Origin of the sequence: Streptococcus gingivalis (assembly GCF_035544715.1) — a bacterium.
GTDB lineage: Bacteria > Bacillota > Bacilli > Lactobacillales > Streptococcaceae > Streptococcus > Streptococcus gingivalis.
This window is the reverse complement of the sequence record NZ_JAYKTO010000002.1, coordinates 191,970-217,496: the sequence shown is the minus strand read 5'-3', so window position 1 is coordinate 217,496 and position 25,527 is coordinate 191,970. Positions and strand designations below refer to the sequence as shown.

General features: G+C 41.5%; 19 protein-coding genes and 2 pseudogenes. 13 read left to right on the top strand and 8 right to left on the bottom strand.

Annotated features, from left to right (window positions below):
- Positions 1–86: 86 nt before the first annotated feature.
- Together SM122_RS07275 and SM122_RS07270 are read right to left on the bottom strand one after the other, a co-directional pair.
- Positions 87–770: a DUF4947 domain-containing protein gene (locus SM122_RS07275; RefSeq protein ID WP_051740885.1), complete on the bottom strand. Its 684-nt coding sequence runs from the start codon at positions 768–770 to the stop codon at positions 87–89.
- A 92-nt stretch (positions 771–862) separates the two neighbouring features.
- A complete protein-coding gene (locus SM122_RS07270) occupies positions 863–2,095 on the bottom strand; it encodes a carbohydrate-binding domain-containing protein (RefSeq protein WP_195327041.1) in 1,233 nt (410 codons plus the stop codon).
- Between the two features lie 226 nt (positions 2,096–2,321).
- Between SM122_RS07270 and SM122_RS07265 the strand changes: the two are divergent.
- The 11 genes and pseudogenes from SM122_RS07265 (at position 2,322) to SM122_RS07215 (ending at position 13,373) form a co-directional block, all read left to right on the top strand.
- A pseudogene (locus SM122_RS07265) lies at positions 2,322–3,090 on the top strand (polyphosphate polymerase domain-containing protein).
- Positions 3,083–3,766, top strand: coding sequence for a DUF4956 domain-containing protein (locus tag SM122_RS07260; RefSeq protein ID WP_195327040.1), 684 nt, complete (start codon positions 3,083–3,085; stop codon positions 3,764–3,766). The pseudogene SM122_RS07265 and the gene SM122_RS07260 overlap by 8 nt, the downstream one beginning before the upstream one ends.
- Positions 3,767–4,132: 366 nt before the next feature.
- On the top strand, positions 4,133–5,392 hold the full coding sequence (locus tag SM122_RS07255; RefSeq protein WP_195327039.1) for a S41 family peptidase: 1,260 nt from the start codon (positions 4,133–4,135) through the stop codon (positions 5,390–5,392).
- Between the two features lie 169 nt (positions 5,393–5,561).
- The gene (locus SM122_RS07250; protein ID WP_003002102.1) at positions 5,562–5,690 is read left to right on the top strand and encodes a teichoic acid D-Ala incorporation-associated protein DltX; all 129 of its coding nucleotides are present in this window, start codon (positions 5,562–5,564) and stop codon (positions 5,688–5,690) included.
- An 18-nt stretch (positions 5,691–5,708) separates the two neighbouring features.
- Entirely contained in the window at positions 5,709–7,259 is a 1,551-nt protein-coding gene (dltA, locus tag SM122_RS07245) for a D-alanine--poly(phosphoribitol) ligase subunit DltA (protein WP_195327038.1), read from the top strand.
- Positions 7,256–8,509, top strand: coding sequence for a D-alanyl-lipoteichoic acid biosynthesis protein DltB (gene dltB, locus SM122_RS07240; RefSeq protein WP_049492700.1), 1,254 nt, complete (start codon positions 7,256–7,258; stop codon positions 8,507–8,509). The genes dltA and dltB overlap by 4 nt, the downstream gene beginning before the upstream one ends.
- Positions 8,510–8,524: 15 nt before the next feature.
- Positions 8,525–8,764 (top strand): D-alanine--poly(phosphoribitol) ligase subunit DltC, encoded by a 240-nt coding sequence (dltC, locus tag SM122_RS07235; RefSeq protein ID WP_003002265.1) that lies wholly within the window; start codon positions 8,525–8,527, stop codon positions 8,762–8,764.
- Positions 8,757–10,025, top strand: coding sequence for a D-alanyl-lipoteichoic acid biosynthesis protein DltD (gene dltD / locus SM122_RS07230; RefSeq protein WP_195327037.1), 1,269 nt, complete (start codon positions 8,757–8,759; stop codon positions 10,023–10,025). The genes dltC and dltD overlap by 8 nt, the downstream gene beginning before the upstream one ends.
- Before the next feature lie 251 nt (positions 10,026–10,276).
- Positions 10,277–10,504, top strand: a complete 228-nt coding sequence (locus SM122_RS07225) for a hypothetical protein (protein WP_045760041.1) — start codon at positions 10,277–10,279, stop codon at positions 10,502–10,504.
- 97 nt (positions 10,505–10,601) lie between these two features.
- Entirely contained in the window at positions 10,602–12,356 is a 1,755-nt protein-coding gene (gene aspS / locus SM122_RS07220) for an aspartate--tRNA ligase (protein ID WP_195327036.1), read from the top strand.
- 75 nt (positions 12,357–12,431) lie between these two features.
- Complete coding sequence (locus SM122_RS07215; protein ID WP_155170390.1) at positions 12,432–13,373, top strand: YitT family protein; 942 nt, start codon at positions 12,432–12,434, stop codon at positions 13,371–13,373.
- A gap of 29 nt (positions 13,374–13,402) precedes the next feature.
- Here the strand turns inward: SM122_RS07215 and pulA are convergent, their stop codons facing one another.
- From pulA to SM122_RS07185, 6 genes are all read right to left on the bottom strand, one after another.
- The gene (pulA, locus tag SM122_RS07210; protein ID WP_195327035.1) at positions 13,403–15,478 is read right to left on the bottom strand and encodes a type I pullulanase; all 2,076 of its coding nucleotides are present in this window, start codon (positions 15,476–15,478) and stop codon (positions 13,403–13,405) included.
- An 8-nt stretch (positions 15,479–15,486) separates the two neighbouring features.
- The gene (locus SM122_RS07205) at positions 15,487–16,470 is read right to left on the bottom strand and encodes a LacI family DNA-binding transcriptional regulator (protein ID WP_324737923.1); all 984 of its coding nucleotides are present in this window, start codon (positions 16,468–16,470) and stop codon (positions 15,487–15,489) included.
- Between the two features lie 11 nt (positions 16,471–16,481).
- On the bottom strand, positions 16,482–17,294 hold the full coding sequence (locus SM122_RS07200) for a DUF1189 family protein (protein WP_021154118.1): 813 nt from the start codon (positions 17,292–17,294) through the stop codon (positions 16,482–16,484).
- Between the two features lie 144 nt (positions 17,295–17,438).
- Entirely contained in the window at positions 17,439–18,281 is an 843-nt protein-coding gene (locus tag SM122_RS07195) for a sugar ABC transporter permease (RefSeq protein ID WP_021154117.1), read from the bottom strand.
- Position 18,282: 1 nt separating this feature from the next.
- Positions 18,283–19,578 carry a sugar ABC transporter permease gene (locus SM122_RS07190; RefSeq protein ID WP_195327034.1) on the bottom strand — a complete coding sequence of 432 codons (1,296 nt, stop codon included), beginning with the start codon at positions 19,576–19,578 and terminating at the stop codon, positions 18,283–18,285.
- Positions 19,579–19,705: 127 nt separating this feature from the next.
- Positions 19,706–20,962: an extracellular solute-binding protein gene (locus tag SM122_RS07185; RefSeq protein ID WP_003009142.1), complete on the bottom strand. Its 1,257-nt coding sequence runs from the start codon at positions 20,960–20,962 to the stop codon at positions 19,706–19,708.
- A 446-nt stretch (positions 20,963–21,408) separates the two neighbouring features.
- Here SM122_RS07185 and malQ point away from each other — a divergent pair.
- Positions 21,409–22,938: pseudogene (gene malQ / locus SM122_RS07180) on the top strand (4-alpha-glucanotransferase).
- 45 nt (positions 22,939–22,983) lie between these two features.
- A complete protein-coding gene (gene glgP, locus SM122_RS07175) occupies positions 22,984–25,242 on the top strand; it encodes a glycogen/starch/alpha-glucan family phosphorylase (protein ID WP_155125187.1) in 2,259 nt (752 codons plus the stop codon).
- Positions 25,243–25,527 lie beyond the last annotated feature (285 nt).

Genomic DNA, 25,527 nt, shown 5'->3' with positions numbered 1-25,527 from the left:
TCTTCAGGAACTCCCAACAGAATGTGTTGGGAGTTTTTTATTTCATGTGAAACAAAAATTCTCGCTTGTTTAAGCGAGAATGTTTATTATTTAAAGAAGACGACATCAGGATTTGGAGTAATATAGAGAAGTTGGTCGTTTTCAAAGACCAGTTGGATGGTGTTGTTTTTATAGGTGTAAATGGTATAGTCTACTCCGGATTTAGAAGCTTGTTTGAGATCAACAGCTCCCATCAAAAAGGCGTGAGCTTGTTCCCCTGTGATTTTCCCCTCGTGGTAGAGCCCTTTAATATTTTCTAATTCGGTATTTTCAAAAGATTCAGCAATATAAGCAGGGTCTGTTATTTGTTTCTCTGGATTCCCAAGGATCTTTTGGACAAGGGCAGTGGTATATCCTTCATAATCCGGCGTCTGTGCAAAAATTTTATCGTCATTTCTAGAGTAGGCTACTTTTAAGTTCCCTGTTGCATAAATTTTATCTTTGGGTGCTTCTTGAGCATTTCTAGGGAGTCCTTCGGTTGTGACGATGTCAGAAGTGGTTTCCGTAGTAGTTGAGGGAGAGCTAGAGGAGTTGCTTGAGCTATTTGAACTGGTTGAGCGACTCGGGAGGCTAGAACGACTCGAGCTACTTTTTTTAAAGGTTTTCTTTTTTGAGCTGGTAGCAGTGGGTACTTTTTTAAAGTTGATCTTAAGGTCCGGCACACAGGCTGATAGAAAAAGAAGAGACAGCAAGAGTGTGAAGAAAAGAGGGAGTGTCTGTTTTTTCATCATGTTCCTTTCGATAAGCTAATTGATTTTCTATTCTATCATAAAAAAGGCAACAAAAAAAGGTCAGGAAGAAATCCTGCCTTTATTTGTTATTATTAATGACCGCCGCCTTGAGGTCCGCTACCGCCTGGAGCCCCACCGTCTCCAGGCATGGAGTTGACAATTTCCGTTTGTTTTTCACCGTTGATATAGATGTCTCCGCCAGTGTAGGTAGCAGTACCATCAAAGTCGAATCCAGATTGTCCCGTTAATTTAATGGTTCCTCCGGTAACAGTGATATTTCCATTCGAATCAATTGGATCAGTATCGCCTTGGCCAACTTCAACGTTGAGGGTTCCACCATTCATAGTGAAGAAAATTTCATCTTGGTTAGCATTAGCATTGGCTGCATTGACACCGTCATCGGTTGCATAGATGGTGATATCTCCACCGTTGATGGTGATCGATTTTCCTTCGAGACCTTCGACAGACTCTGTTACCTCATAGGTTCCGCTATCGATGATCAGATCACCAGAAGCATGGATTCCGTCGTCTCCTGCGGTGATGGTCATTTTGTTATCTGAAAGATACATGGTTCCGACCGAAGTATCTTCATCATTATCCACCTTGACTGCATCTTCATCTGCATCGATGGTCATGGTCGTGCCAGTGATATTGAGTTCATCATTGACGTTGAAGGCATCTCCTACAGCCGTGATCTTATAGGTTCCACCTGTGATATGGAGAGTGTCATTGGCCTTGATCCCGTTATTCTTCTTAGCGTCAATGTTGAGCGTACCTGAACCATTGATGGTGAGGTCGCCTTTAGAGAAGATCACTGCATCGGCGTCTTCATCATTGTTTGAACTTGAATCAGACAAGGTATTGGTCGTGCCGTCTGCTAGAGTGAGGTAGACATGACCTGCTTTCGTAGCAGAAATTGGCGCGTTGGTGTTGGTCATGGTAACGCCTTTCAGGACGATGTGAACATCATCTGAGTCACCCGCTTCGACCTTGATTTGAACCCCATCGGATTCACCAGAGATGACATAGGTTCCAGCCTTTGAGATGGTCACAGTTGATCCAGATACAGCTACGCCGTCACCTGATACATTTGCAGACGAACCAGACAGTTTTACAGTAGAGGCTTTGCTTTCATCATAAGAGCTGTCCTTGTCCTTATCTGTAAAATAGTTGGAATTGTTTGTTTTATTTTTTGAAGTAGAGGTAGTGGTTGTTTGTGCAGTATTGCTTTTTGTAGCTGATTGTGATGACGCCTGGGTACAAGCTGTCAGTAAGGTGAGGGTTGCGGCCCCCGTTAATAAAAATTTCCATTTGTTTGATTTCATGAGCTTTTCCTCTCGTTCAATTGATATGCTCCTAGTCTAAAGTTGCTAGCTGAAAGTTTCCTAAAGTTTTTCTGAAAGGAACCTTAACTTTGGTTTTCTTTAAGTTTGGCTTAATGAAAGCTTAAGAAAAGGCCACTAAACTAAGGAACAAGTAAAGCGACTTGTGGCTTTGCAACAAAAACGATAAAGAAAATGACAGCTTATTATAGAACAAAAGGAGAAAAACATGAAAAAAACGGTAGAGACAAGCTTCAAGCGGATTGAAACCAAATATGTGGTGAATAAAGAAGACTTGGATGACTTATTGAAAGATTTGAAGAAATATGTGGTTGAAGATGATTATCCCATCTCCACGATTTCGAATGTCTATTTTGATACCGAAGACTTCGATGTGATCCAAGATGCCCTTGCTAAACAGAACCGTCGTGAAAAGATCCGGATGCGGACCTATATAGAGCATCCAACAGTAGATAGTCCGGCTTTTCTAGAAGTAAAATCAAAGGATGCAGAAGGAATTGGTCCTGGTCTCGAACCCCTCCTCTATTACCCGCCTCATGACGGATGGACTAGTGGATCAGACCATTCAGGATCTGGACTTGGTGCAAAAAATCCAAGCTCTGCGTCAGCGCTATGATCACCGACTACAGCCTCAGATGTACATCTATTATGATCGTTTGTCCTTAAAAGAAAAGAAGAGCATCCAAGGCTATCCTTACAATAAGATTCGGGTCACCCTGGATCAAAACTTGGTCTATCGTGATCAGCAGGTCAGTCTCCTTCGTGGGAAAGCTGGAGAGCCTTTATTAGAAGAAAATACCATCATTATGGAAATCAAGGCCCCAGGTGAAGAACCTCAGTGGCTGAAGGACATTCTGGATAAGTACGGACTGGTCAAACAGAAATTTTCGAAATACAGTTGTGCCTACCATAAGTCACAAGGCTTAGATTATGCACCAACGCCAATTCAAGAAAGGACGGGTGCTGCCTATGTCTAATCTATTTGATTCTATTTTTAACAATGCTACGGCAACCGTAGATCCGGTGCGCCTGATGCTGGCCTTAGTCGTCAGCCTGGTGCTCGGGATGGCCCTGTCTTGGACCTACAAATACCGTACCCTCTATACGCGTGAATTTATCGTCAGTCTCACCTTGCTTCCCTGCATGATGACCCTGGTGATTTTCCTGGTGAACGGGAGTCTGGGGACCTCGATCGCAGTAGCAGGGACCTTTAGCTTGATTCGTTTCAGGTCTGCTACCAGCGGATCGAGAGAATTGATCGCGATTTTCCTAGCCATGATCATTGGTTTGGCGGCGGGATCGGGTTACCTCTTATTGGCGGTTTTGTTTACGGCCTTTCTGTTAGCTATCTGGCTCTTGCTCGAAACCAAGCAAAGTAAGACTGACCACCAACGGCGCCGTCACCTGACGATTCAAGTAGAAAATCAAGAACGGATTGCCGACAAGATCAGCCGTCTGCTGGATCGCAATTGTACAGAAGTCGACTTGATTTCGGTCAATACAAGCCAAAATGGGGAACAGATTACCTTGGATTATGAAGTAGATCTGAGACCAGAAGTTGACGATTTTGCCATGACGACCCTCCTAACAGAAGAAATTTATCATTGCGATGTCTCCTTGACCAAGAAGGCTAAGAAAAGAAAGAATTTATAGACGCTATCCTCTTTTAGGATAGCTTCAGATTGAAGATAAAGTCTTTGAAAAACTTTCCTTAGGTGAGTACGGACGTCAGCGAACTTCTTCAAAGTTCCATGACTAATTATTGAGCCTAAGGTCTCAATAATTCCGAGTGCCTGAAACATTTGTGTTTCAGGCACTTTTCTCACAGCGGAAGTTTTTTGATCTTCTTAAATAACTAAAAAATAAAAGTCATTTTTTGGTAATCATCTAACTGTTTTATGTAAAACAATAGTTTGTTTCCATTCTAACACTATCCTCCTTTAGGATAGCTTTTTAGGCTTTTAAGAACTTTTTAAGGAAAAGTGGTATACTGTTTCTAAAAAATTGAAGGAGTCCTGCATGAGAAAAAGAGCTATTTTTGAAGATGTCGTCTCTATTATGACTCACGATTCATCTACCATCAAAGACCAAAGAGGGTGCGATCCCGAGCCTTTTCGAGAAAAAATTACAGATGATATGACAGATGATGCCTTTCTTTATCAAGTCAGGTCCTACCTAGCTAGTTTTGGGGTGATCGGGCATGTTTCCTTTGGAAAGAAAAAGGCCCCCAACAAAGGTTTTTTGTTGCGCTCGACAGACGACGGTCTCTTTGTAGAAGGGGCAAATGAAGATACGGGACTTCAAGTAGGAGATCAGATCTTAGCTTTGGATGGAAGTGACTTGGAGCAGGTAGCGTCTCTTCATAAGGACTATTTTATCAGTAAGACCCCTGAAAGACACTACCGAGAATGGGCGGATTTGGTCTCTCAGTCCACAAGGGTCACCCTGCTTCGGGAAGGGGTAGAAAAGACCATTGAAGTAGTGCCCAGTCGAGAACCAATCCAAGATCAGATTTTTTGGAAACGATTAGACGATGAGATTCTTTATCTTCGTCTGGATAATTTTATGGATGAAGGAGCCATTGGTCGGGTATATCAAGAGTGTTTACCGATGATGACGGAGGTCAAGTTTCTTCTCATTGATGTCCGACAGAACGGCGGAGGGACAGATTCTTTATATATCCCTCTATTACATCTAGGTTTAGAAAAGGATCAGGGCTATGATTCGCTTGACGGGGACGATGATGGTATGGAAATTCTCTATACGGAACGCAATGTTGATCTGCGCTTGAAAGATTTTGAGGACTGGATGCAACAGGAAGAAATTAGTCCTGAAACAGTTAAGCTGCTTGAAGATATGAAAAAGGATTTGCTCCGCCATCGAGGCAAAGGTTATGTACTGTATCAGCAAGAAAGCGAGGAATTCTTCCCAGAGGTTAAAGGTGGCCACTATCCTGAACGGATCTTTGTCTTATCAGATATCTATTGCGGTTCTTCTGGCGATAACTTTGTTCAGATGATGAAGCAGTTTAAGAAGGTAACGGTGGTAGGTAGACCGACTCTCGGAATTTTAGACTATTCCAATTGTTGTACCGTTGATTATGGCGATTATCAATTGATGTTTCCTACTTCTCGTTGTCTATGCGTAGATCAAGGTAAAGGAATGACGGATCAAGGTGTTCTACCCGATATAGAGATTCCTTGGACACCTAGCCATTTCGAGAGAGATGTGGATCTGGACAAGTGTCTGGAGTTGATTCATCAGGGGACTGTGAAATAGAATAGGATTTCAACCAGAAAACTGATTAAAGAAAAATGCTTTCGTTAAACGACTTGAATGATCTGAAATGATAACGTTTTCTACGACATTCTCACTATGTTTAAAATTGCTTACTTGGTATAAAAAATGGTAAAATAGTGAGTAACAATCAAAATGAAGAGTGAAACTTATGAAACATAAAACACTTTATAAATTTATCGGGCAGACGGTCTTGTATTTCGCCATTTTCCTAGCCCTACTTTATTTCTTTAGTTACCTTGGTCAAGGTCAGGGTGGCTTTATCTACAACGAATTTTAGAAAAGGAGACTCCTAGCCGTGTCAAACCAACCAATTACTGATATGATCGAGACAATTGAACGTTATGCGCAACTACAACCAGACTATCCGGTTTACAATGTCCTTGGTGAGGAGCATACCTATGGCCAATTGAAGGCTGATTCAGATAGCTTGGCTGCTCATATTGACCAAATGGGACTTCCCGAAAAGTCACCTGTAGTGGTCTTTGGTGGACAAGAATATGAAATGTTAGCAACCTTTGTGGCCTTGACCAAATCTGGCCATGCCTATATCCCAATTGATAGCCACTCTGCCTTGGAGCGCGTGTCTGCCATTGTTGAAGTAGCAGAGCCAAGCTTGATTATTGCTATCAATGAATTTCCATTGGAAAACCCAGCTGCTCCAATCATGTCCTTGGAGCAAGTGCGTGAAGCTTATGCGGCTCAGCATGCCTATGACTTGCAACATCCGGTCAAAGGGGATGATAACTACTACATCATCTTTACCTCAGGGACAACTGGGAAACCAAAAGGGGTGCAAATTTCGCACGATAACTTGCTCAGCTTTACCAACTGGATGATTACGGACAAGGAATTTGCAACGCCAGAGCGTCCGCAAATGTTGGCGCAACCGCCCTATTCCTTTGACTTGTCTGTCATGTACTGGGCACCGACCTTGGCTCTTGGAGGAACGCTTTTTGCTCTTCCATCAGCCATTACTCAAGACTTCAAACAACTCTTTGCGACCATCTTTTCTCTTCCGATTGCTATCTGGACTTCAACACCATCTTTTGCAGATATGGCCATGTTGTCTGAAGATTTCAATGCTGAAAAAATGCCAGGGATCACCCATTTCTACTTTGATGGGGAAGAGTTGACAGTCAAGACTGCTCAGAAATTGCGCGAGCGTTTCCCAAATGCACGTATCATCAATGCCTACGGCCCAACAGAAGCAACTGTAGCTCTTTCGGCTGTAGCCGTAACAGATGAGATGTTAGCGACTTTGAAACGTCTGCCAATTGGTTATACCAAAGAAGATTCTCCAACCTTCATCATTGATGAGGCAGGCAACAAATTGCCAAATGGTGAGCAAGGGGAAATCATCGTGTCTGGACCAGCCGTTTCAAAAGGTTATATGAATAATCCAGAGAAAACAGCAGAAGCCTTCTTCGAATTTGAAGGTCTTCCAGCCTACCATACAGGAGATGTCGGAACCATGACAGATGAAGGTCTTCTTCTCTATGGTGGACGGATGGACTTCCAAATCAAGTTTAACGGTTACCGTATCGAGCTAGAGGATGTCTCTCAAAACTTGAACAAATCGAAGTATATTGACTCAGCAGTCGCGGTACCGCGTTATAATAAAGATCACAAGGTGCAAAATCTCTTGGCCTATGTCATCTTAAAAGAGGGTGTCAAAGAACAATTTGAGCGCGAAATTGATATCACGAAAGCCATTAAGGAAGATTTAGAAAACATCATGATGTCTTATATGATGCCTTCAAAATTCCTCTATCGTGACAGCCTGCCATTAACACCAAACGGGAAAATCGACATCAAAGGGTTGATTAGCGAGGTTAACAACCGATGATCGAGTTTTTGAAACAGCTCCCTCATTTAGAACACTATGGAACACCGATCTATTTTATCTACCTCATTCTAGCTTTTTTGCCGATTTTTGTGGGCCTCTTTTTCAAAAAGAGATTTCCGGTCTATGAAGGACTGGTGAGTCTGATCTTTATCATTTTGATGCTGACAGGTTCGAATCTCAAGCAAATTTATGCCCTGCTCTTTTACGTAGTCTGGCAAATCTTGATTGTGTATTCCTACAAGATCTATCGTCAGAAAGCGGACAATAAGTGGATTTTCTATCTTCATTCCTTCTTGTCTGTCTTGCCCCTGATCTTTGTTAAGGTAGAGCCAGCAATCAAGAATGGGCACCAATCCTTGTTTGGATTTTTAGGGATTTCGTATTTAACCTTCCGGGCTGTCGGAATGATCATCGAAATGCGAGATGGTGTCTTGAAAGAATTCACACTTTGGGAATTCTTACGCTTTATGCTCTTTATGCCGACCTTCTCAAGTGGGCCGATTGATCGTTTCAAGCGTTTTAATGAGGATTATAACGCTATTCCTGAGCGTGAAGAATTATTGGATATGTTGGAGCAAGCTGTTAAGTATATCATGTATGGCTTCCTTTATAAATTTATCCTAGCTCATATTTTTGGTCACTTATTATTAGGTCATGTGCAGACCTATGCCTTGTCTCAAGGTGGATTCTTCAATATCGGAACGCTGGGAGTCATGTATGTTTATGGCTTTGACCTCTTCTTTGACTTTGCGGGCTATTCGATGTTTGCTTTAGCAGCTTCAAATTTGATGGGAATTAAAAGTCCAATCAACTTTGATCGTCCCTTTAAATCACGTGACTTAAAGGAATTCTGGAATCGTTGGCATATGAGTTTGTCTTTCTGGTTCCGTGATTTTGTCTTTATGCGTCTCGTGATGGTATTGATGCGCAATAAAGTATTCAAGAGCCGAATTACCACCTCAAATGTTGCCTATATTATCAATATGTTGGTCATGGGCTTCTGGCACGGGGTGACCTGGTACTACATCGCTTATGGGCTCTTCCATGGGCTTGGACTGGTTATCAATGATGCTTGGATTCGTAAGAAAAAGACCATCAATAAAGAAAGAAAAGCAAAAGGATTGGATCCTATACCGGACAATCGTTGGACCAAAGCTTTAGGGATCTTTATCACCTTTAACACAGTGATGCTGTCCTTCCTGATTTTCTCAGGATTCTTGGATCAACAATGGTTTCCAAAATTGAAATAAAAGGAGAATAGAAAAATGGATGTAAAATCACAAGTAATTGAAATTATTGACGAATTGTTTATGGAAGATGTCTCAGACATGATGGATGAGGATCTCTTTGATGCGGGTGTCCTTGATAGTATGGGAACAGTCGAATTGATTGTAGAACTGGAAAATCGCTTTGGCATCCGTGTTCCTGTATCTGAATTTGGACGTGATGATTGGAATACTGCTAACAAGATCGTAGAAGGTGTAACGGAGCTTCAGAATGCTTAAGCGTTTGTGGCTGATTTTAGGGCCCGTATTTTGCGCGCTCCTCATGGTAACAGCTTTATTATTCTTTTATCCAATCAATCATAAGCACAACTATACCGAAGAGAAAAAAGCTGCGGTTAGTCTGAATGCAGAAGGATTCAAGAGTCGTACAAAGAAACAAGAAGCACTTTCTGATCCACAGCATCGCTTTGTTCCTTATTTCGGCTCCAGTGAGTGGTTGCGCTTTGATGTGGTGCATCCAGCAGTTTTGGCTGAAAAATATGACCGCAATTACAGACCCTACTTTTTAGGAGAACGTGGTGCGGCTTCTTTGAACCAATATTTTGGGATGCAACAGATTTTGCCAGAACTCAAGGACAATACAGCTGTTTATGTAGTTTCTCCGCAATGGTTCACCAAGAAGGGCTATGATTCCTCTGCCTTTCAACAATTCTTTAATAGCGATCAGTTGAATAGCTTTATTGCCAATCACCAACAGGATGCTGCATCCCAGTATGCTGCAAAGCGTCTATTACAACAGTATCCAAACGTCGCCTTTCAAAGTGTTGTAACGAAAATTTCTCAAGGAAAGAAAATTTCCGGATTTGATCAGTCTTTGAACCAGTTTGTTTCCCATCTGGTTCAGCGCGAAGATGCCTTATTTAGTAATCTCGCTACTCGTACAAACGGGAATTATGATAAGAAGGTAAAAAAACGTCTACAAGATTTGCCAGACCAATTCTCATATGAAAAATTGGAGGAAATTGCAACGGCTGAAGCAAAAGTCAAAACCAATAATAACGACCTTGGAATCAGCAATCATTTTTACAACACTCGTTTAAAAATGAAGTTGAAGAAACTAAAAGGTTTCCAAAAAAACAAATCCTATGTTCAATCTCCGGAGTACAATGACTTGCAGTTGGTTTTAGACCAGTTTGCTAAATCTCGGACCAATGTCATCTTTGTGATTCCTCCAGTCAATGCCAAATGGATGAAATACACAGGCTTGAGCCAAGAAAAGTATGAACAGGCTGTTCAAAAGATTCGTTACCAATTGGAAAGTCAAGGATTCACCAATATTGCTGACTTTTCTAAAGATGGTGATCAGCCCTACTTTATGGAAGATACGATTCATATGGGATGGAATGGTTGGCTAGCCTTTGATAAAGCGGTCAATCCCTTTGTCACAAAGGCTGAAAAAGCACCAACTTACCATCTAAATGATCGCTTCTTCAGTAAAGATTGGGCCCAATATAAAGGAACACCAGACGAATTTAAATAATGCTTGATCAAAGGGGGCAGGATCGAATCCTGGCTCCTTGATTTGTGAGGAAAGGGACGGAAAGTCACAAGTAAGCAAGATAGTTATCCACAGGCTGTGGGAAACTTGCTTGTAAATGGATGAAAACAAGTCCTGATGCTGATGAATCTTCCTCTTTTAAGGGGGAAATAGGTAAAAGTTATCCACATTTTTGTGGATAAGTGATGAAAAATAGTGGATAAGTCAGCTAGCATGTGAAAAGGAGAAATAGTGTGAAAAAAATTTGGTTTTACGCAATTGTTCAGGGGATTGTTATCTTTTTTATTGTGGGTGGCATGACCTACGCACTTAGGGGAGATTTCTTTTTCCGTTACTTATCCCCTATTTTTGGACTAGCAGCAGCTGTCTTGAGATTTGGGACAGCGACTTTAATGAAGGTGATAGCCCCCACTCTCTACGATGATCCCAAAAAGAAGGAAGAAGTTGGCCACGATAACTAAAGAAGTTGGTAACTGAAAAAGTTGAGCTAAAGGCCACTTTCTGCTGGTCTTTATGGTAAAATAGAAGGAAGAATATTAGTTTGGAGATTAATTAGAAATGAAACGTTCAATGTATGCTGGACGTGTTCGTGAAGAACACATTGGAACTCATATTACCTTGAAAGGATGGGTTAGCCGTCGTCGTGACTTGGGTGGTTTGATCTTTATTGATTTACGCGACCGCGAAGGAATCATGCAATTGGTGATCAATCCAGAAACAGTTAGTGCAGAAGTGATGGCCACAGCTGAAAGCATCCGCAGTGAATATGTTGTAGAAGTGACAGGTCTTGTGGAAGCTCGTGAACAAGCGAATCCGAACTTGCCAACTGGAGCAGTAGAACTCAAGGTAGAGACTATTACGGTTCTTAATACTGCCAAAACAACGCCATTTGAAATCAAGGACGGAATTGAAGCCAATGATGATACTCGTCTTCGTTACCGCTACTTAGACCTTCGTCGTCCTGAGATGTTGGAAAACCTCAAACTCCGTGCAAAAGTAACTCATTCAATCCGCAATTACTTAGATGAATTAGAGTTTATTGATGTGGAAACTCCGTTCCTTTCTAAGTCAACTCCAGAAGGAGCACGTGACTACTTGGTTCCTTCCCGTGTCAACAAAGGCCATTTCTATGCCCTTCCACAAAGTCCTCAGATTACAAAACAATTGTTGATGAATGCTGGATTTGACCGCTATTATCAAATCGTGAAGTGTTTCCGTGATGAGGATTTACGGGGAGACCGTCAACCTGAGTTTACACAAGTCGACTTGGAAACTTCTTTCTTGAGTGATCAAGAAATCCAGGATATCACAGAAGGCTTGATTTCACGTGTCATGAAAGAAACCAAGGGAATTGAAGTAACACTCCCATTCCCACGGATGAATTATGATGAGGCTATGGCCTTGTATGGTTCAGATAAACCAGATACACGTTTTGAAATGTTGCTCCAAGACTTGACAGAGCTTGTCAAGGGTGTAGACTTCAAAGTCTTCTCAGAAGCTCCAGCAGTTAAGGCGATTGTTGTCAAAGGTGCAGCGGATCATTACTCTCGTAAAGACATCGATAAATTGACAGAAGTTGCGAAGCAATACGGTGCAAAAGGTCTTGCTTGGGTGAAATATGCTGAGGGTACTTTGAACGGTCCTGTTGCGAAGTTCTTGACAGAGTTGACAAGTGACTTGACAGTTGCTTTACAGTTAGAAGACAAAGATCTAGTTCTCTTTGTAGCAGATACTCTTGAAGTAGCCAATGCAACGCTTGGTGCTTTGCGTGTTCGTCTTGCGAAAGAGCTTGACTTGATTGACAACAATCAATACAACTTCCTTTGGGTAGTGGATTGGCCAATGTTTGAATGGTCTGAAGAAGAAGGCCGTTATATGTCTGCTCACCATCCATTTACACTCCCACAAGCTGAAACAGAGCATGAATTGGAAGGCGATCTTTCAAAAGTTCGAGCAATTGCCTATGATATCGTCTTAAATGGCTATGAATTAGGTGGAGGAAGCCTACGGATTAATCATAAAGATTTACAAGAACGGATGTTTAAGGCACTTGGATTTACAAAAGAAGCTGCCAATGAACAATTTGGTTTCTTGTTGGAAGCAATGGATTATGGTTTCCCACCACATGGAGGATTGGCGATTGGTTTGGACCGCTTCGTGATGCTTCTTGCAGGTGAAGATAATATTCGGGAAGTCATTGCCTTTCCTAAGAATAACAAGGCGACAGATCCAATGACACAAGCTCCTTCTGTCGTTTCTGAAAAGCAATTGGATGAGTTAAATCTTCAAGTAGAAGTAGCAGAGCAAGAATAGGACAAGAGAGAAAAGGGAGAGTCTAGGAATCAGTTGCTCTAAGATTTTCCTTTTCTTCTAATCGATGGATTGAAAATGAAAAAAATTCGCTTTTATAAGCTATTTCGCTATCATGTGCGGCGACTAGCTTATAACATTAAATTATTGCGCGTGCTGAAGAGCATCTCCCGTGAGAAATACGATGAAAAAGTGTCAGCTTCCTTGCTGTATGGTTTTCTATCAGCGATTGCCGTCAACTTCTTCTTTCAACCAGGACATGTATACTCCAGCGGTGCAACAGGTCTAGCTCAGATTTTATCTGTTCTGAGCCAACGCTTTATTGGCTTTACGATTCCCGTTTCCTTGACTTTTTATGCCATCAATATCCCTTTGATGATTGTGGCTTGGTATCAAATTGGCCATAAATTTACCATCTTTACCTTTATTACGGTTTCGATGAGTTCCCTCTTTATTCAGTTCGTGCCAGTGATTACGTTGACCAACGATCCGATCATGAATGCCCTATTTGGTGGGGTTGTCATGGGAACAGGGATTGGTTTTGCTCTTCGGAACAACATTTCCAGTGGAGGAACGGATATTGTCAGTTTGACGATTCGAAAACGGACAGGAAAGAATGTCGGCAGCATCTCCTTTTTGGTCAATGGGACCATTATGTTGATCGCTGGTCTGACCTTTGGTTGGAAGTATGCTCTTTACTCTATGATTACCATCTTCGTATCGAGTCGAGTAACGGATGCTGTCTTTACCAAGCAAAAACGGATGCAGGCAATGATCGTAACGAGCCAGCCAGATGCCATTATTGAAAAGATCCATAAAAAATTGCATCGTGGAGCAACCATTATCCACAATGCAGAAGGAACCTATAACCATCAGGAAAAAGCAGTTCTGCTGACAGTTATTACGCGTGCAGAGTTTAATGAATTCAAATATATTATGAAAAAAGCTGATCCTCAGGCTTTTATCACCATTTCAGAAAACGTTCATATCATCGGACGCTTTGTGGAAACAGAAGAATAAAAATAAAGGTCACCACATTGTGGTGACCTTTATTTTGCTGATTCAGTTTCATGGAGAAGGAGCCAACTATGGGCAGGAATAGAAAGTTCCTTTCCTTTAGGAATAGGGGTTTTTAGGTTGGTATGAGGATAGACAAATAACAGGTGACTATCGCTCGGATGTTGATAGGTCTGTTCTTGATCACCGATATTGACAAGAATCGTTATTTTTTCACGATCTTTCTCAATCGTGTAGATCAAATGATGATCAGACAACCATTTGACATCACAGTAGTCGCGAATCTCTTGCCCTTTTTTCAAACGAAGGAGTGGCTGTGATTTCCGATAAGCAATCAATTCTTCAAGAAAAGCAATTTCTTCTTGGCATTTTGGAAGGGATGTCCAGTCCAATTGGTTGAGACTATCTGGCAAGTTATAGGTGTTGTCTTCGAGCCCTTTTGTGCGATAAAATTCTTGACCAGCATGGATAAACGGCACTCCTTGAGCTAGTAACACTAAATGAAGAGCTAATCGTGAGAGAGCTTTTCGATCTTCTAGACGAATCTCTTCCTTTTCAAATTGGAAATAATCAAAAACAGTTGCATTGTCGTGGCATTCGACGTACTGAATGGCTTGTTGAGGTTGGGTGAAATGAGCAGGCCCTAGCTTCCCGACATTCGCCGTTAGAATGTTAGCAAAATCATTCGCGGAATGTTGACTCTCACGACGGTGACCAGCTACAAGTGTTCTCTTGATCGTATCCCGGAAGTTATCACTGAAAAAGCCAAAGGCTGGTAATCGTTTCGCGTTATATTGGTGAGCGAGCTGATCTTCAGAGAGGCCTGTATCCATCTTCCACCCTTCCCCATAGAGATAGATGTTAGGATAGATTTCACGGAGTTCTTCTGCAATCTCTGTCATGGTTTGAATGTCTAGGATTCCCATCAAGTCAAAGCGGAAACCATCAAAGCCGTAGAGGGAAACCCATTGTTTGAGGGATTGCTTGATATAGTGTCTCACCATGGAGCGTTCACTTGCTACGTCATTTCCACAGAAGGTTCCATTGGTCCGCTCGCCCTCTGCATTATAACGGTAGAAATAACCAGGAACGATCTGTTCAAAAGCGTATTCGTCTGCTTGGTAGACGTGATTGTAGACTACATCCATGATAACACTCAGATTGGCGCGGTGATAGGTGTCAATGGTGTCTTGGAGCTCTAGGATTCGTGCATAAGGATCGTTAGGATCACTCGCATAGCTGCCTTCTGGAACATTGTATTGAACAGGATCATAGCCCCAGTTGTAGGCTTTCCATTGATCCTCTTCATCGACACTACCGAAATCATAGACAGGAAGTAACTGTACATGGGTAATGCCCAGTTTTTGAAGGTAATCAAATCCAAGGATCTGGCCATTTAGTTGGGGCGATTCTGTTAAACCTTTAAACTTACCAGGATGCTTAAAGCCAGCCTCTTTTTGGACAGAGAAATCACGAACGCTCATCTCGTAAATGATTGCCTCTGTTGGGTCTAATTGACGAGTGGCACGCGTGATAGGACGTGTGATCTTCTTCCGGTCGATGACCAAGCTATCTCCAGAGTTCGCTAAAGAGGATAGAGCATAGGGATCGTGAATCCGACGTTCTAGGCCATTGACACGAAACTTATAGTGGTAGGTAGCTCCTTCCCAATCCCCTTTGAGCACGAGTTCCCAGACACCGTTTTCTGTACGATTCATCGGATAGACCTGATCTTCGATATGGAGGGTCACATCTTGCGAAATCGGTGCCCAGAATTTAAATTGTGTCTGACTTGGTGTGTAGAAACTTCCTAGATCCTCTCCACTATAGGTGAAGGTTTGATCAAAAATGGGTTTGCGAACAATTTGACGATAGTGGAGAATAGAAGAATTTCCAGCGGCATCGTAGATGGTGTATTCTTCACCAAGTTCAAGCGGAATAGGGCTTAATAAATAGTCTCCTGTATCAGTCGCTCCACTTGACGTTTTGACAGGGATTAAGGAAAGACGACCTTGGTTTGTTTCCAAATAAAAAGGAAGGATATGCTCCTCTCCTTTTTGGATACGAATCAGGTCTTGGTCATCTAAATAAGCAGTAAATGTAGACATAAAGACTCCTAAAGTTTCGTAATGGTATGGTCAATCAATTGACGGTAGCAAACAGTTTTTCCTTCTTTGTGATCCTTGATAATTTGAAGAATTGTCCGAACAGACTCACGTCCTAGTTCCACCGCATTGATGTCAATATAGGCTTCAATATCGAGTCGTGGCTTGATCGAATCAAAGGAAATAATCGGGATTGTCAGCTGGTGTTCTAGTAAGTATTGGCGCACCACTTCAGCAACGAGAATATCGGTTGTCATGATGGCATCTAACTCTGCTAGGGGAAGGCTTTCCATCATTTGATAAGAATTGTCTTCTAACATAAAACCAAATGAAAAATGAACCAGTTTTTCATCGAGAGGAATCCCTGCTTTTTGGAGGGCTTCTTTATAACCTTCGTAGCGGTCTTGAGATACGAACAGTTCTTTGTTTCCCCCGATAAAAGCAATTTTTCGGTAGTTTTGTTGAATGAAATAATCCGTCGCATCAAATGCAGCCTTGATATTATCATTATCCACTAGCGATACAAAAGGTGAAGCTGCCTTTCCGAGAATGAGGAAGGGGAACTTGTCTTTGATCGCAAATTCAACGAGGGGATCATTCGGGTTGGAATAAAGGAAAATCAAACCATCTACACGGTTACCGTAGATCAGTTGTTTGAGGTTGTCGAGCCGCCGTTCTTCATTTTGCCCCGTACAGATTTGGATGGCATAATCATTGTCTGACGCGATCTGGGTAATCCCTCGTAAAACAGTTGGGAAGAAAGGATTCTGGTAGAAGACGTCACTGTCGATTGGTAGGACCAAAGCAATGACTTGACTAGATTGGCTGACAAGGCTGCGAGCATTAAGATTGGGATGGTAGTCCAATTCGACCATGGCCTCACGGACACGTTTTTTTGTTTCATCACTAATCGTGGATTTGTTTTGGATGACGCGCGTGACAGTTGAAGGCGCGACGCCAGCGAGTTTCGCCACATCTTTGATGGTAACACGCATGAGAAAACCTCCTAGCGGTGATAGTCTGGATCACGGAAGTGGGTCTTATAAAATACCATAGCAAGATAGAGTACAAATAAGACATTTTGGATCATGATCGTCGTAGTAAATACTTGATGGAATAGTAAACTGATGAAGACACTCAGTAAAATAGGGAGTCCCAAGCAATTCAGAATACAGTTGAAACATTCCTTGAAAGTTTGTAGTGAAAAGAGTCGAGATTTTCGTGTCAAGTAGAGGAAGAAAGAGGCCCCTACGATGAGAATCAAATAATTGACTGTCGATAAGAAGCCAGAGAAAATCACGAGAAAGAGACTGACAGGGAGTCGATTGTCGCGAAACCAATCGCTAGAGATAGCTTGAGTGAAGCTTTTTTTATCCCGAAGGCTCTCTTGATTAATAGCCTGGTATGAGACTGTAGCGAGTTCTTTATTCTCTTTTGAGATAATCAATTGTTTGCGATCAAAATGGAGTGTTAACTCCTTGCCTTCACTAGCCTTTGCCTCTTGGCCTAAGATAACCTGTCCTTTTGAAGTCTTGTGTACAGGGTTAGTCCCTGTATAGGTGAGCTCTTGGTCTTTGATCACGACGTGTTCTTGGATATCTTTCATAACGTCTGTTGATAAAGGATCAAACACATCGCTGACAAAGGTTGTCAAAGGATAGGTTTTGAGTTGAGCATTTTGCAGAGCCACAGGTAATAGTGTGATAGAGATTAGAAAGAAAGAAGTAAAAATCATTTGGAACCAGCTCAGTTTTTTGCGGTTTGCAAAAGAAGAGCGGAAATTGAAGATACTTGCGAAATAATTAAAAGGATAGGGCATAAGATGACCTTTCTAAATATAAGAGTATCAGAAATGCAAAGAGAAATCTCTTTGCATTGATTTTATTCTTAACGAAGGGTAGTAAAGCATCCACCATACTACCCTCAACTTAAAAATAAAATGTGCTTGAAATAAGATTCTATTTTATCCTTTATCTCCACCAGCTGTCAAGCCTGAAACAAAGTTCTTTTGTAGGAAGAAGAATAAGATACAGATTGGAACCGCGATCAAAATAGCACCGGCTGCAAAGAAGGCGATTTTTTGATTTTTTTGGTCACTGATAAAGGTTTGAAGACCAACGGCTACCGTATAGTTCACTTCGTCACGAAGCAAGAATTTAGACAAGATATAGTCTCCGAAAGGCCCCATGAAAGCCCAAAGCGCTTGAACGGCAATCATTGGACGAACAAGAGGGAGGACGATTTGCCAGAAGCGACGGAAGTGTCCAGCTCCATCCAATTTCGCAGATTCATCGAGGGAAATTGGAACAGTATCGAAGTATCCCTTCATCAACCAGGCATTCATTGGAATACCACCACCAACATAAAGGAAGATCAAGAACCAAGGTTGGTTCAAGGCATTCAGCATCAAAGCCATAACGAAGAAGGCTGTGAGGGCTGCCATGGTTGGGACCATTTGAATAATCAAGAAGAAGACCAAACTTTGTTTACGCGCCAAGAAATTGTAACGGCTGTATGCGTAACCTGCAAAGGTAACGATACTTGTTTGTACAATCATGGTGATAATGGCGATAACCAAGGTGTTCATATACCAAGTGCCATAATGAGTTTCAGAGAAAAGTTTTGAGAAGTTATCAAAACTAAGATTGCCACTAAAATCAAGTGTAAAGGCACTGACATTCCCTGATTTGAAGGCTGATAGAACCGTAATCAACAATGGATAAATGATAACGATTGAAAGAACCACCATGTACAGGTAAGTCAAGAAATGATTGAGGCGGCGTTTAAATTGAACTGAATTTTTCATTTTATACATCCTCCATATCAAATGCATGTAGTTTCTTGAAGGCAACCATAGAGATTGAGATCACAATCACAGAGATAATCAAGGTTACCGCTGCGGCCATTGAATATTGAGGAGAAGAATTGGTTGTCAACTTGTAGATCCATGAGATCAAGATATCTGTAGATCCAGCGTTTCCTCCGACAGAACCAGGTCCTCCATCGTTAAACAAGTAAATGATGGAGAAGTTATTAAAGTTGAAAGTATATTGACTGATCAAAGTTGGAGCTGCAACAGCCATAATCATTGGGAAAGTGATGCTGCGGAATTTTTGCCAACCGTTGGCACCATCAATATAAGCAGCTTCGTAAAGATCGTTTGGAATAGATTGAAGAATCCCTAAAGTCAAGACGTAAATGTAAGGGAAGCCGAGCCAACCTTGCATCATAATCAAAGCAATTTTTGTCCAAGTAGGATCTGTCTTCCAAGGAATCAAAATGCCATCTAAGAATGGGAAAATCTTCGCAAACAATGGGATAACTTGTGCATTGATAGCACCGACACTATCGTTAAACATATTTGAGAAAGTTAAGATAGTGATGAAGGCTGGAACAGCCCATGGGAGCAAGAAGATAACCCCAAAGATTCGTTTTCCTTTTACGAATGGTTGGTTTGCAACAATAGCGGTCAAGATACCGAGTACGATTTGAAGAGTAGAAGCTGCGAGTGCCCAAATCAAGGTCCAGCCAAGAACAGATGTAAAGGCTGAGCGGAAGGTACTCAAGGTCCACATATTAGTGAAGTTTTGGAACCCGATCCAATCGAGCAAGGTTGTTGGAGCGGTATGTTTGAAGTCGTAGTTGGTAAAGGCGATCATCAAAGTTACTAAAACTGGGAAGATAATCGCAAATGTCATAGCAATGTATGAAGGAATGATCAATAAATATGGGAAGCCATTTTCATAGATGGCTTGAACCATTTCTTTTCCAGTTTTTGGAACAGCGATGCCATTGTTGATACGTTTTGCAACGGTTCCAGCATCCTTAATATTTAAGGCATAAAATAGGAAGTAAACAATGGTAATGATCAAGTGGAAGGCGCCACGAATCAAGATAAAGAGAGAATTATCTTGTCCACGGACGGTTCCAAGTGTAACCAATTTCGCTAATTCCCCAGCTCCGATTCCTAGGAAATAGGCGAGAAAGAGAACAGTTACGGCAAGAAAAATATAGCCTTTGGTTTTTTGTTTGTTATAAATTTGCCCAAGACCCGGGATCAAAGAGAGCCACATAGCCTTTTTAGGGTTTTGTTCTGTAGTCATTCAAATCTCCTTATAATGTCCTTGCTAGAGAGCAAGAAGACAAGTCAGACAGTAAGTTGTGTTTGAAAATTGAACATAAGAGGTTGGGACTTTGTCTCCAACCTCTTACTCACACCTAAAAACTGTCTTATTTGCTACCGAATTTTTGTTCGATGGTTTCTTTAATCAATTTCACTGCATCGTCAGCAGATGCTTTTGCAGATTTTTTACCACTTACAGCATCGAAAAGCATAGTAGCAGCTGGATCCCAAACAGCACTCATTTCTGAGATATTTGGCATTGGTTGAGCGTTCTTGAATTGATCAACAACGGCAGTTGTCAATTCATCGTTTTTGCTAACCGCATATTTACGAGCTTCTGTGTTGGCAGGAACTTCATTGGTCTTGTCAAACAAAGCTTTTTGTTGATCAGTACTTGTCAAGAAGTCAATGAATTTTTGAGCGCCATCAAGGTTTTTCGCACCTGCAGGGATAACCCAAGCTTTACCACCACCAAAGGCAGAGTATTGTTTTCCGTTTGGAAGAGTTGGAATCGTTGCGACACCATAGTTTACTTTAGCTTCTTTCAATGAAGCAGCTTTCCAAGGACCATCGATGATAGCAGCTGTTTTACCTTCTTGGAATTGTGTTTGGATGAAGTTAGCAGCACCTTTTGTATCTTGCAAACCTTTTGGCCATTTAGCATACCAAGTTTTTGCATATTCGATACCATCGATAGAACCTTGGTTGTTCAATCCAATATCTTTAGGATCTGTACCGTCTTTACCAAACACATAACCGCCGTTACCTGAAAGTAAACCGTAAGTGTAGTAGAAGTTTGTCCAGTCAGCTAAGAAGGCAGTTGTTTTACCAGGTTCGCTAGCGAAGTCGTACTTGCTATCTTTTGCAAGATTTTCAAGATCACCAAATGTTTTTGGAGCTTCGCTTAAAAGATCTTTGTTATAGTAGAGAACCAATGTTTCGATGACAGCAGGTGCACCGTAAACTTTACCACCGTTTGTTACAAGAGCTTCAGTTGTTTTATCTGTATGGCTATCTTTGTTTAATGTCACTTCAGCCAATTGACCATCGCTACCAAGACCACCTACACGGTCGTATGGAGCCATCATTACGTCTGGAGCTTTTTTAGATTGGTTATCAAGAGAAAGGTTATCCAATCCACCAAGAGCATCACCAGTCTTGATGTTAATTTTTACGCCATTTTCTTTTTCAAAAGCTTTTGCAGCTTCTTCAACATAAGATTTGTAGCCTTTGTCTACATAGACGTTGATTTCTTTACTTGCCTCAGAAGAACCTGATGAGTTATTGCTACAAGCAGCAAGTAAGAAGCCGGCAAAACCAACTGTACCAAGTACAGCAGCACTACGTAAAATTGTACGTTTCATGATTTATTCCTCCTAAAGAATAAAAAAAGATAATAATTAGAAACCGTTTTAGACAAACGTTTTCCTAAAACGACTTAAGTATATCACAAGGCGAAAACGTTTGCAAGTGATTTTGAGAAAATTTTTTAAAAATATTTTAATTCTAAACTTTCTTCTATAAAAACCGCTAATTCATTGACATTGCTAATAATAAATACTAAACTAGTGATAAGGGGCTTTTTTAAAAAAGATATAAAGTTTTTAAGAAATCCCTTGCAGAAAATAGGGAAAAAGTTTATAATAACATGGTACGCAAACGTTTTCGCAAAAATTGCGTAAACTGAGTTGCGCCTGTTCGATTTTTAACAAAGAGTAGAGCCGCTTGAGAGCTGGATACGACTCTGCAACGATACCCATACCGTGCACCGAATCGCAGGCTTCAAAGAAATAAAAAAAGGTGGTAACCCATGAAAAAACGTCAAAGTGGTGTTTTGATGCACATTTCTTCCCTTCCTGGACAATACGGGATCGGATCATTCGGTCAATCAGCATATGATTTTGTTGATTTCCTCGTTCGGACCAAGCAACGTTACTGGCAAATCTTGCCGCTTGGTACAACTAGTTATGGAGATTCTCCATACCAATCTTTCTCAGCTTTTGCTGGGAACACTCATTTTATTGATTTCGATCTTTTGATTGAACGAGGTTTGTTGACAGAAGCAGATCTTAAAGGAGTGGACTTTGGTCAAGATCCTACTCAAGTGGATTATGCAAAGGTTTTCGAACAACGTCGTCCGCTACTTGAAAAAGCCGTTGCGAACTTCTTGAAATAAGGTGATCAAAAAGAATTCCAAGCCTTTTGCGAAGCCAATGCTTCTTGGTTGGAACTATTTGCAGAATACATGGCTATCAAAGAACACTTTGATTTAAAAGCCTGGACAGAATGGCCAGATGCAGCTATTCGTGCACGTGAACCAAAAGCTTTGGCTCAATACCGTGAAGAATTGGCGGATCAATTGACTTACCATCGTGTGACTCAATTCTTCTTCTTCCAACAATGGTTGGCCTTGAAAGCTTATGCCAATGACCATCACATTGAAATCGTCGGAGACATGCCAATCTATGTAGCGGAAGATTCAAGTGACATGTGGGCGAACCCTCATCTCTTCAAAACAGATAAAAACGGGAAAGCGACTTGCATCGCAGGATGCCCGCCAGATGAATTCTCAGCAACTGGTCAACTTTGGGGGAACCCAATCTATGACTGGGAAGCAATGGACAAAGATGGCTACCAATGGTGGATTGAACGCTTGCGTGAAAGCTTCAAGATCTACGACATCGTGCGGATCGACCACTTCCGTGGTTTTGAGTCTTACTGGGAAATCCCTGCTGGATCAGATACAGCAGCACCAGGTAAATGGGTTAAAGGTCCTGGCTACAAACTCTTTGCAGCTGTGAAGGAAGAGCTCGGTGATTTGAACATCATCGCTGAGGACCTTGGCTTTATGACAGATGAAGTCATCGAACTTCGTGAAAGCACTGGCTTCCCAGGAATGAAGATTCTTCAATTTGCCTTCAATCCGGACGATGAAAGTATCGATAGCCCTCACTTGGCACCAAACAATTCTGTGATGTATACAGGAACACATGATAACAACACAGTTCTTGGATGGTACCGCAATGAAATCGACGATCCAACTCGTGAGTACCTTGCTCGTTATACTAACCGGAAAGAGTACGAATCTGTACCGCATGCGATGCTTCGTACAGTCTTTGCTTCCGTCAGCTTCATGGCGATTGCTACTATGCAGGACTTGCTCGAGTTGGATGGTTCAGCTCGGATGAACTTCCCATCTACTCTCGGTGGTAACTGGTCATGGCGAATGACAGCGGATCAATTGACTCCAGCTGTCGAGCAAGAATTGCTTGATTTCACTACGATCTATCGTCGTGAAAACAAAGACTTGAAAAAAGAAGTTAAGAAAGCAAAAAAATAATCTTTCCCCCCTATTAAAATTGTTGAAACAAAGGAGACTCCCAACATGGAATCATTACAAAAATATGTGATTGATCATCATCAAAAAACAATTGCTGAATGTTCAAATGAAGAATTGTACATTGCCTTGCTAAATTACACGAAGCAAGCAAGCGCTCAAAAGAAATTAAATACTGGTAAGAAAAAAGTTTACTACATCTCAGCTGAGTTCTTGATAGGTAAACTCTTGTCTAACAACTTGATCAACTTGGGTCTTTACGACGATGTTAAAAAAGAATTGTCAGATGCTGGTAAAGACTTGATCGAAGTCGAAGAAGTGGAATTGGAACCATCACTTGGTAACGGTGGTTTGGGACGTTTGGCAGCCTGCTTTATCGACTCTATCTCAAGCCTTGGTTTGACAGGGGATGGGGTTGGTTTGAACTACCACTTTGGTTTGTTCCAACAAGTCCTTAAAAACAACCAACAAGAAACGATTCCAAATGCATGGTTGACTGACCAAAGCTGGCTCGTTCGTTCAAGCCGTAGCTACCAAGTGCCATTTGCACACTTCACATTGACTTCTACCCTTTATGATATCGATGTCCCTGGTTACAAGATTGAAACCAAGAACCGTTTGCGTTTGTTCGACTTGGATTCAGTTGATTCATCTATTATTGAAGATGGTATTAACTTTGACAAGACAGATATCGCTCGCAACTTGACCCTCTTCTTGTACCCAGATGATAGTAACCGTCAAGGGGAATTGCTCCGTATCTTCCAACAATACTTCATGGTATCAAACGGTGCACAATTGATCATCGACGAAGCCATCGAAAAAGGAAGCAACTTGCATGACCTTGCTGACTATGCTGTTGTCCAAATCAACGATACTCACCCATCAATGGTCATCCCTGAATTGATCCGTCTTTTGACAGAACGTGGTATTGGAATGGATGAAGCCATCTCTATCGTTCGTAGCATGACGGCTTACACTAACCACACAATCCTTGCAGAAGCCCTTGAAAAATGGCCACTTGAATTTTTGCAAGAAGTGGTTCCTCACTTGGTTCCAATCATTGAAGAATTGGACCGCCGTGTTCGCGCTGAATACAAAGATCCAGCTGTTCAAATCATCGATGAGAATGATCGCGTACACATGGCGCACATGGATATCCACTATGGATTTAGCGTAAACGGGGTAGCAGCACTTCACACAGAAATCTTGAAGAATTCTGAGTTGAAAGCCTTCTACGACATTTACCCTGAAAAATTCAACAACAAAACAAACGGTATCACATTCCGTCGTTGGCTCATGCATGCCAACCCAACCTTGTCACACTACTTGGATGATATCCTCGGACGTGACTGGCACCATGACGCATCTAAATTGGAAGACCTTCTTTCTTATGAAGATAAAGATGCAGTCAAAGCAAAATTGGAAAACATCAAGTCTCACAACAAACGGAAATTGGCTCGTTTCTTGAAAGACCATCAAGGTGTGGAAATCAATCCTAACTCTATCTTTGATACCCAAATCAAACGTCTCCACGAATACAAACGTCAACAAATGAACGCTTTGTATGTGATCCACAAATACTTGGACATCAAAGCTGGAAATATCCCTGCTCGCCCAATCACTGTTCTCTTTGGTGGTAAAGCAGCTCCTGCCTACACCATTGCACAAGATATTATCCACTTGATCCTTTGCTTGTCTGAAGTGATTGCAAACGATCCAGCAGTAGCTCCACACTTGCAAGTCGTTATGGTAGAAAACTACAACGTGACTGCTGCAAGCTACTTGATTCCAGCTAGCGATATTTCTGAGCAAATCTCCCTTGCTTCTAAGGAAGCTTCAGGTACTGGTAACATGAAATTCATGTTGAATGGTGCGTTAACACTTGGTACTATGGATGGAGCAAACGTGGAAATCGCTGAATTGGTTGGACGTGACAACATCTACATCTTCGGTGAAGATTCAGAAACTGTAATCGATCTATATGAGAAATCAGCATACAAATCAGCGGACTTCTATGAACATGAAGCTATCAAACCATTGGTAGACTTCATTATCAGCGATGCCGTTCTTGCAGTTGGTAACAAGGAACGCTTGACTCGTCTTCACAAGGAATTGATCAACAAAGACTGGTTCATGACTCTTCTTGACTTGGAAGACTACATTGTAACCAAAGAACGCATGTTGGCTGACTACGAAGACCGTGATGCATGGTTGGATCAAGTGATCGTAAACATTGCTAAAGCAGGATTCTTCTCATCTGACCGTACGATCGCTCAGTACAATGAAGATATCTGGCACTTAAACTAATCATTAGTTGTTAGACCAAGGTCCATAAGACCTTGGTCTTTTTCATTACTTCTTATTTTGGAAAAGAAATGGAGCTAGTTTAGGGAATGGACAGTCTGCAAAAAGTGTTGTTTTTTTGAATTTTGTAACCCCCCAAAGGGAAAAAATTACATAATTTTTTCTTTCAGCCTTCAAATCTAATTTATTGGTATAAAAAAATAATTCTCCTAAAAAAGCCTTCCGGTGAAATTTATAAAAAGAGAAAGCGTCTTAAAAACCATTGAAAATAAAGGTTTTTTTCAAAGG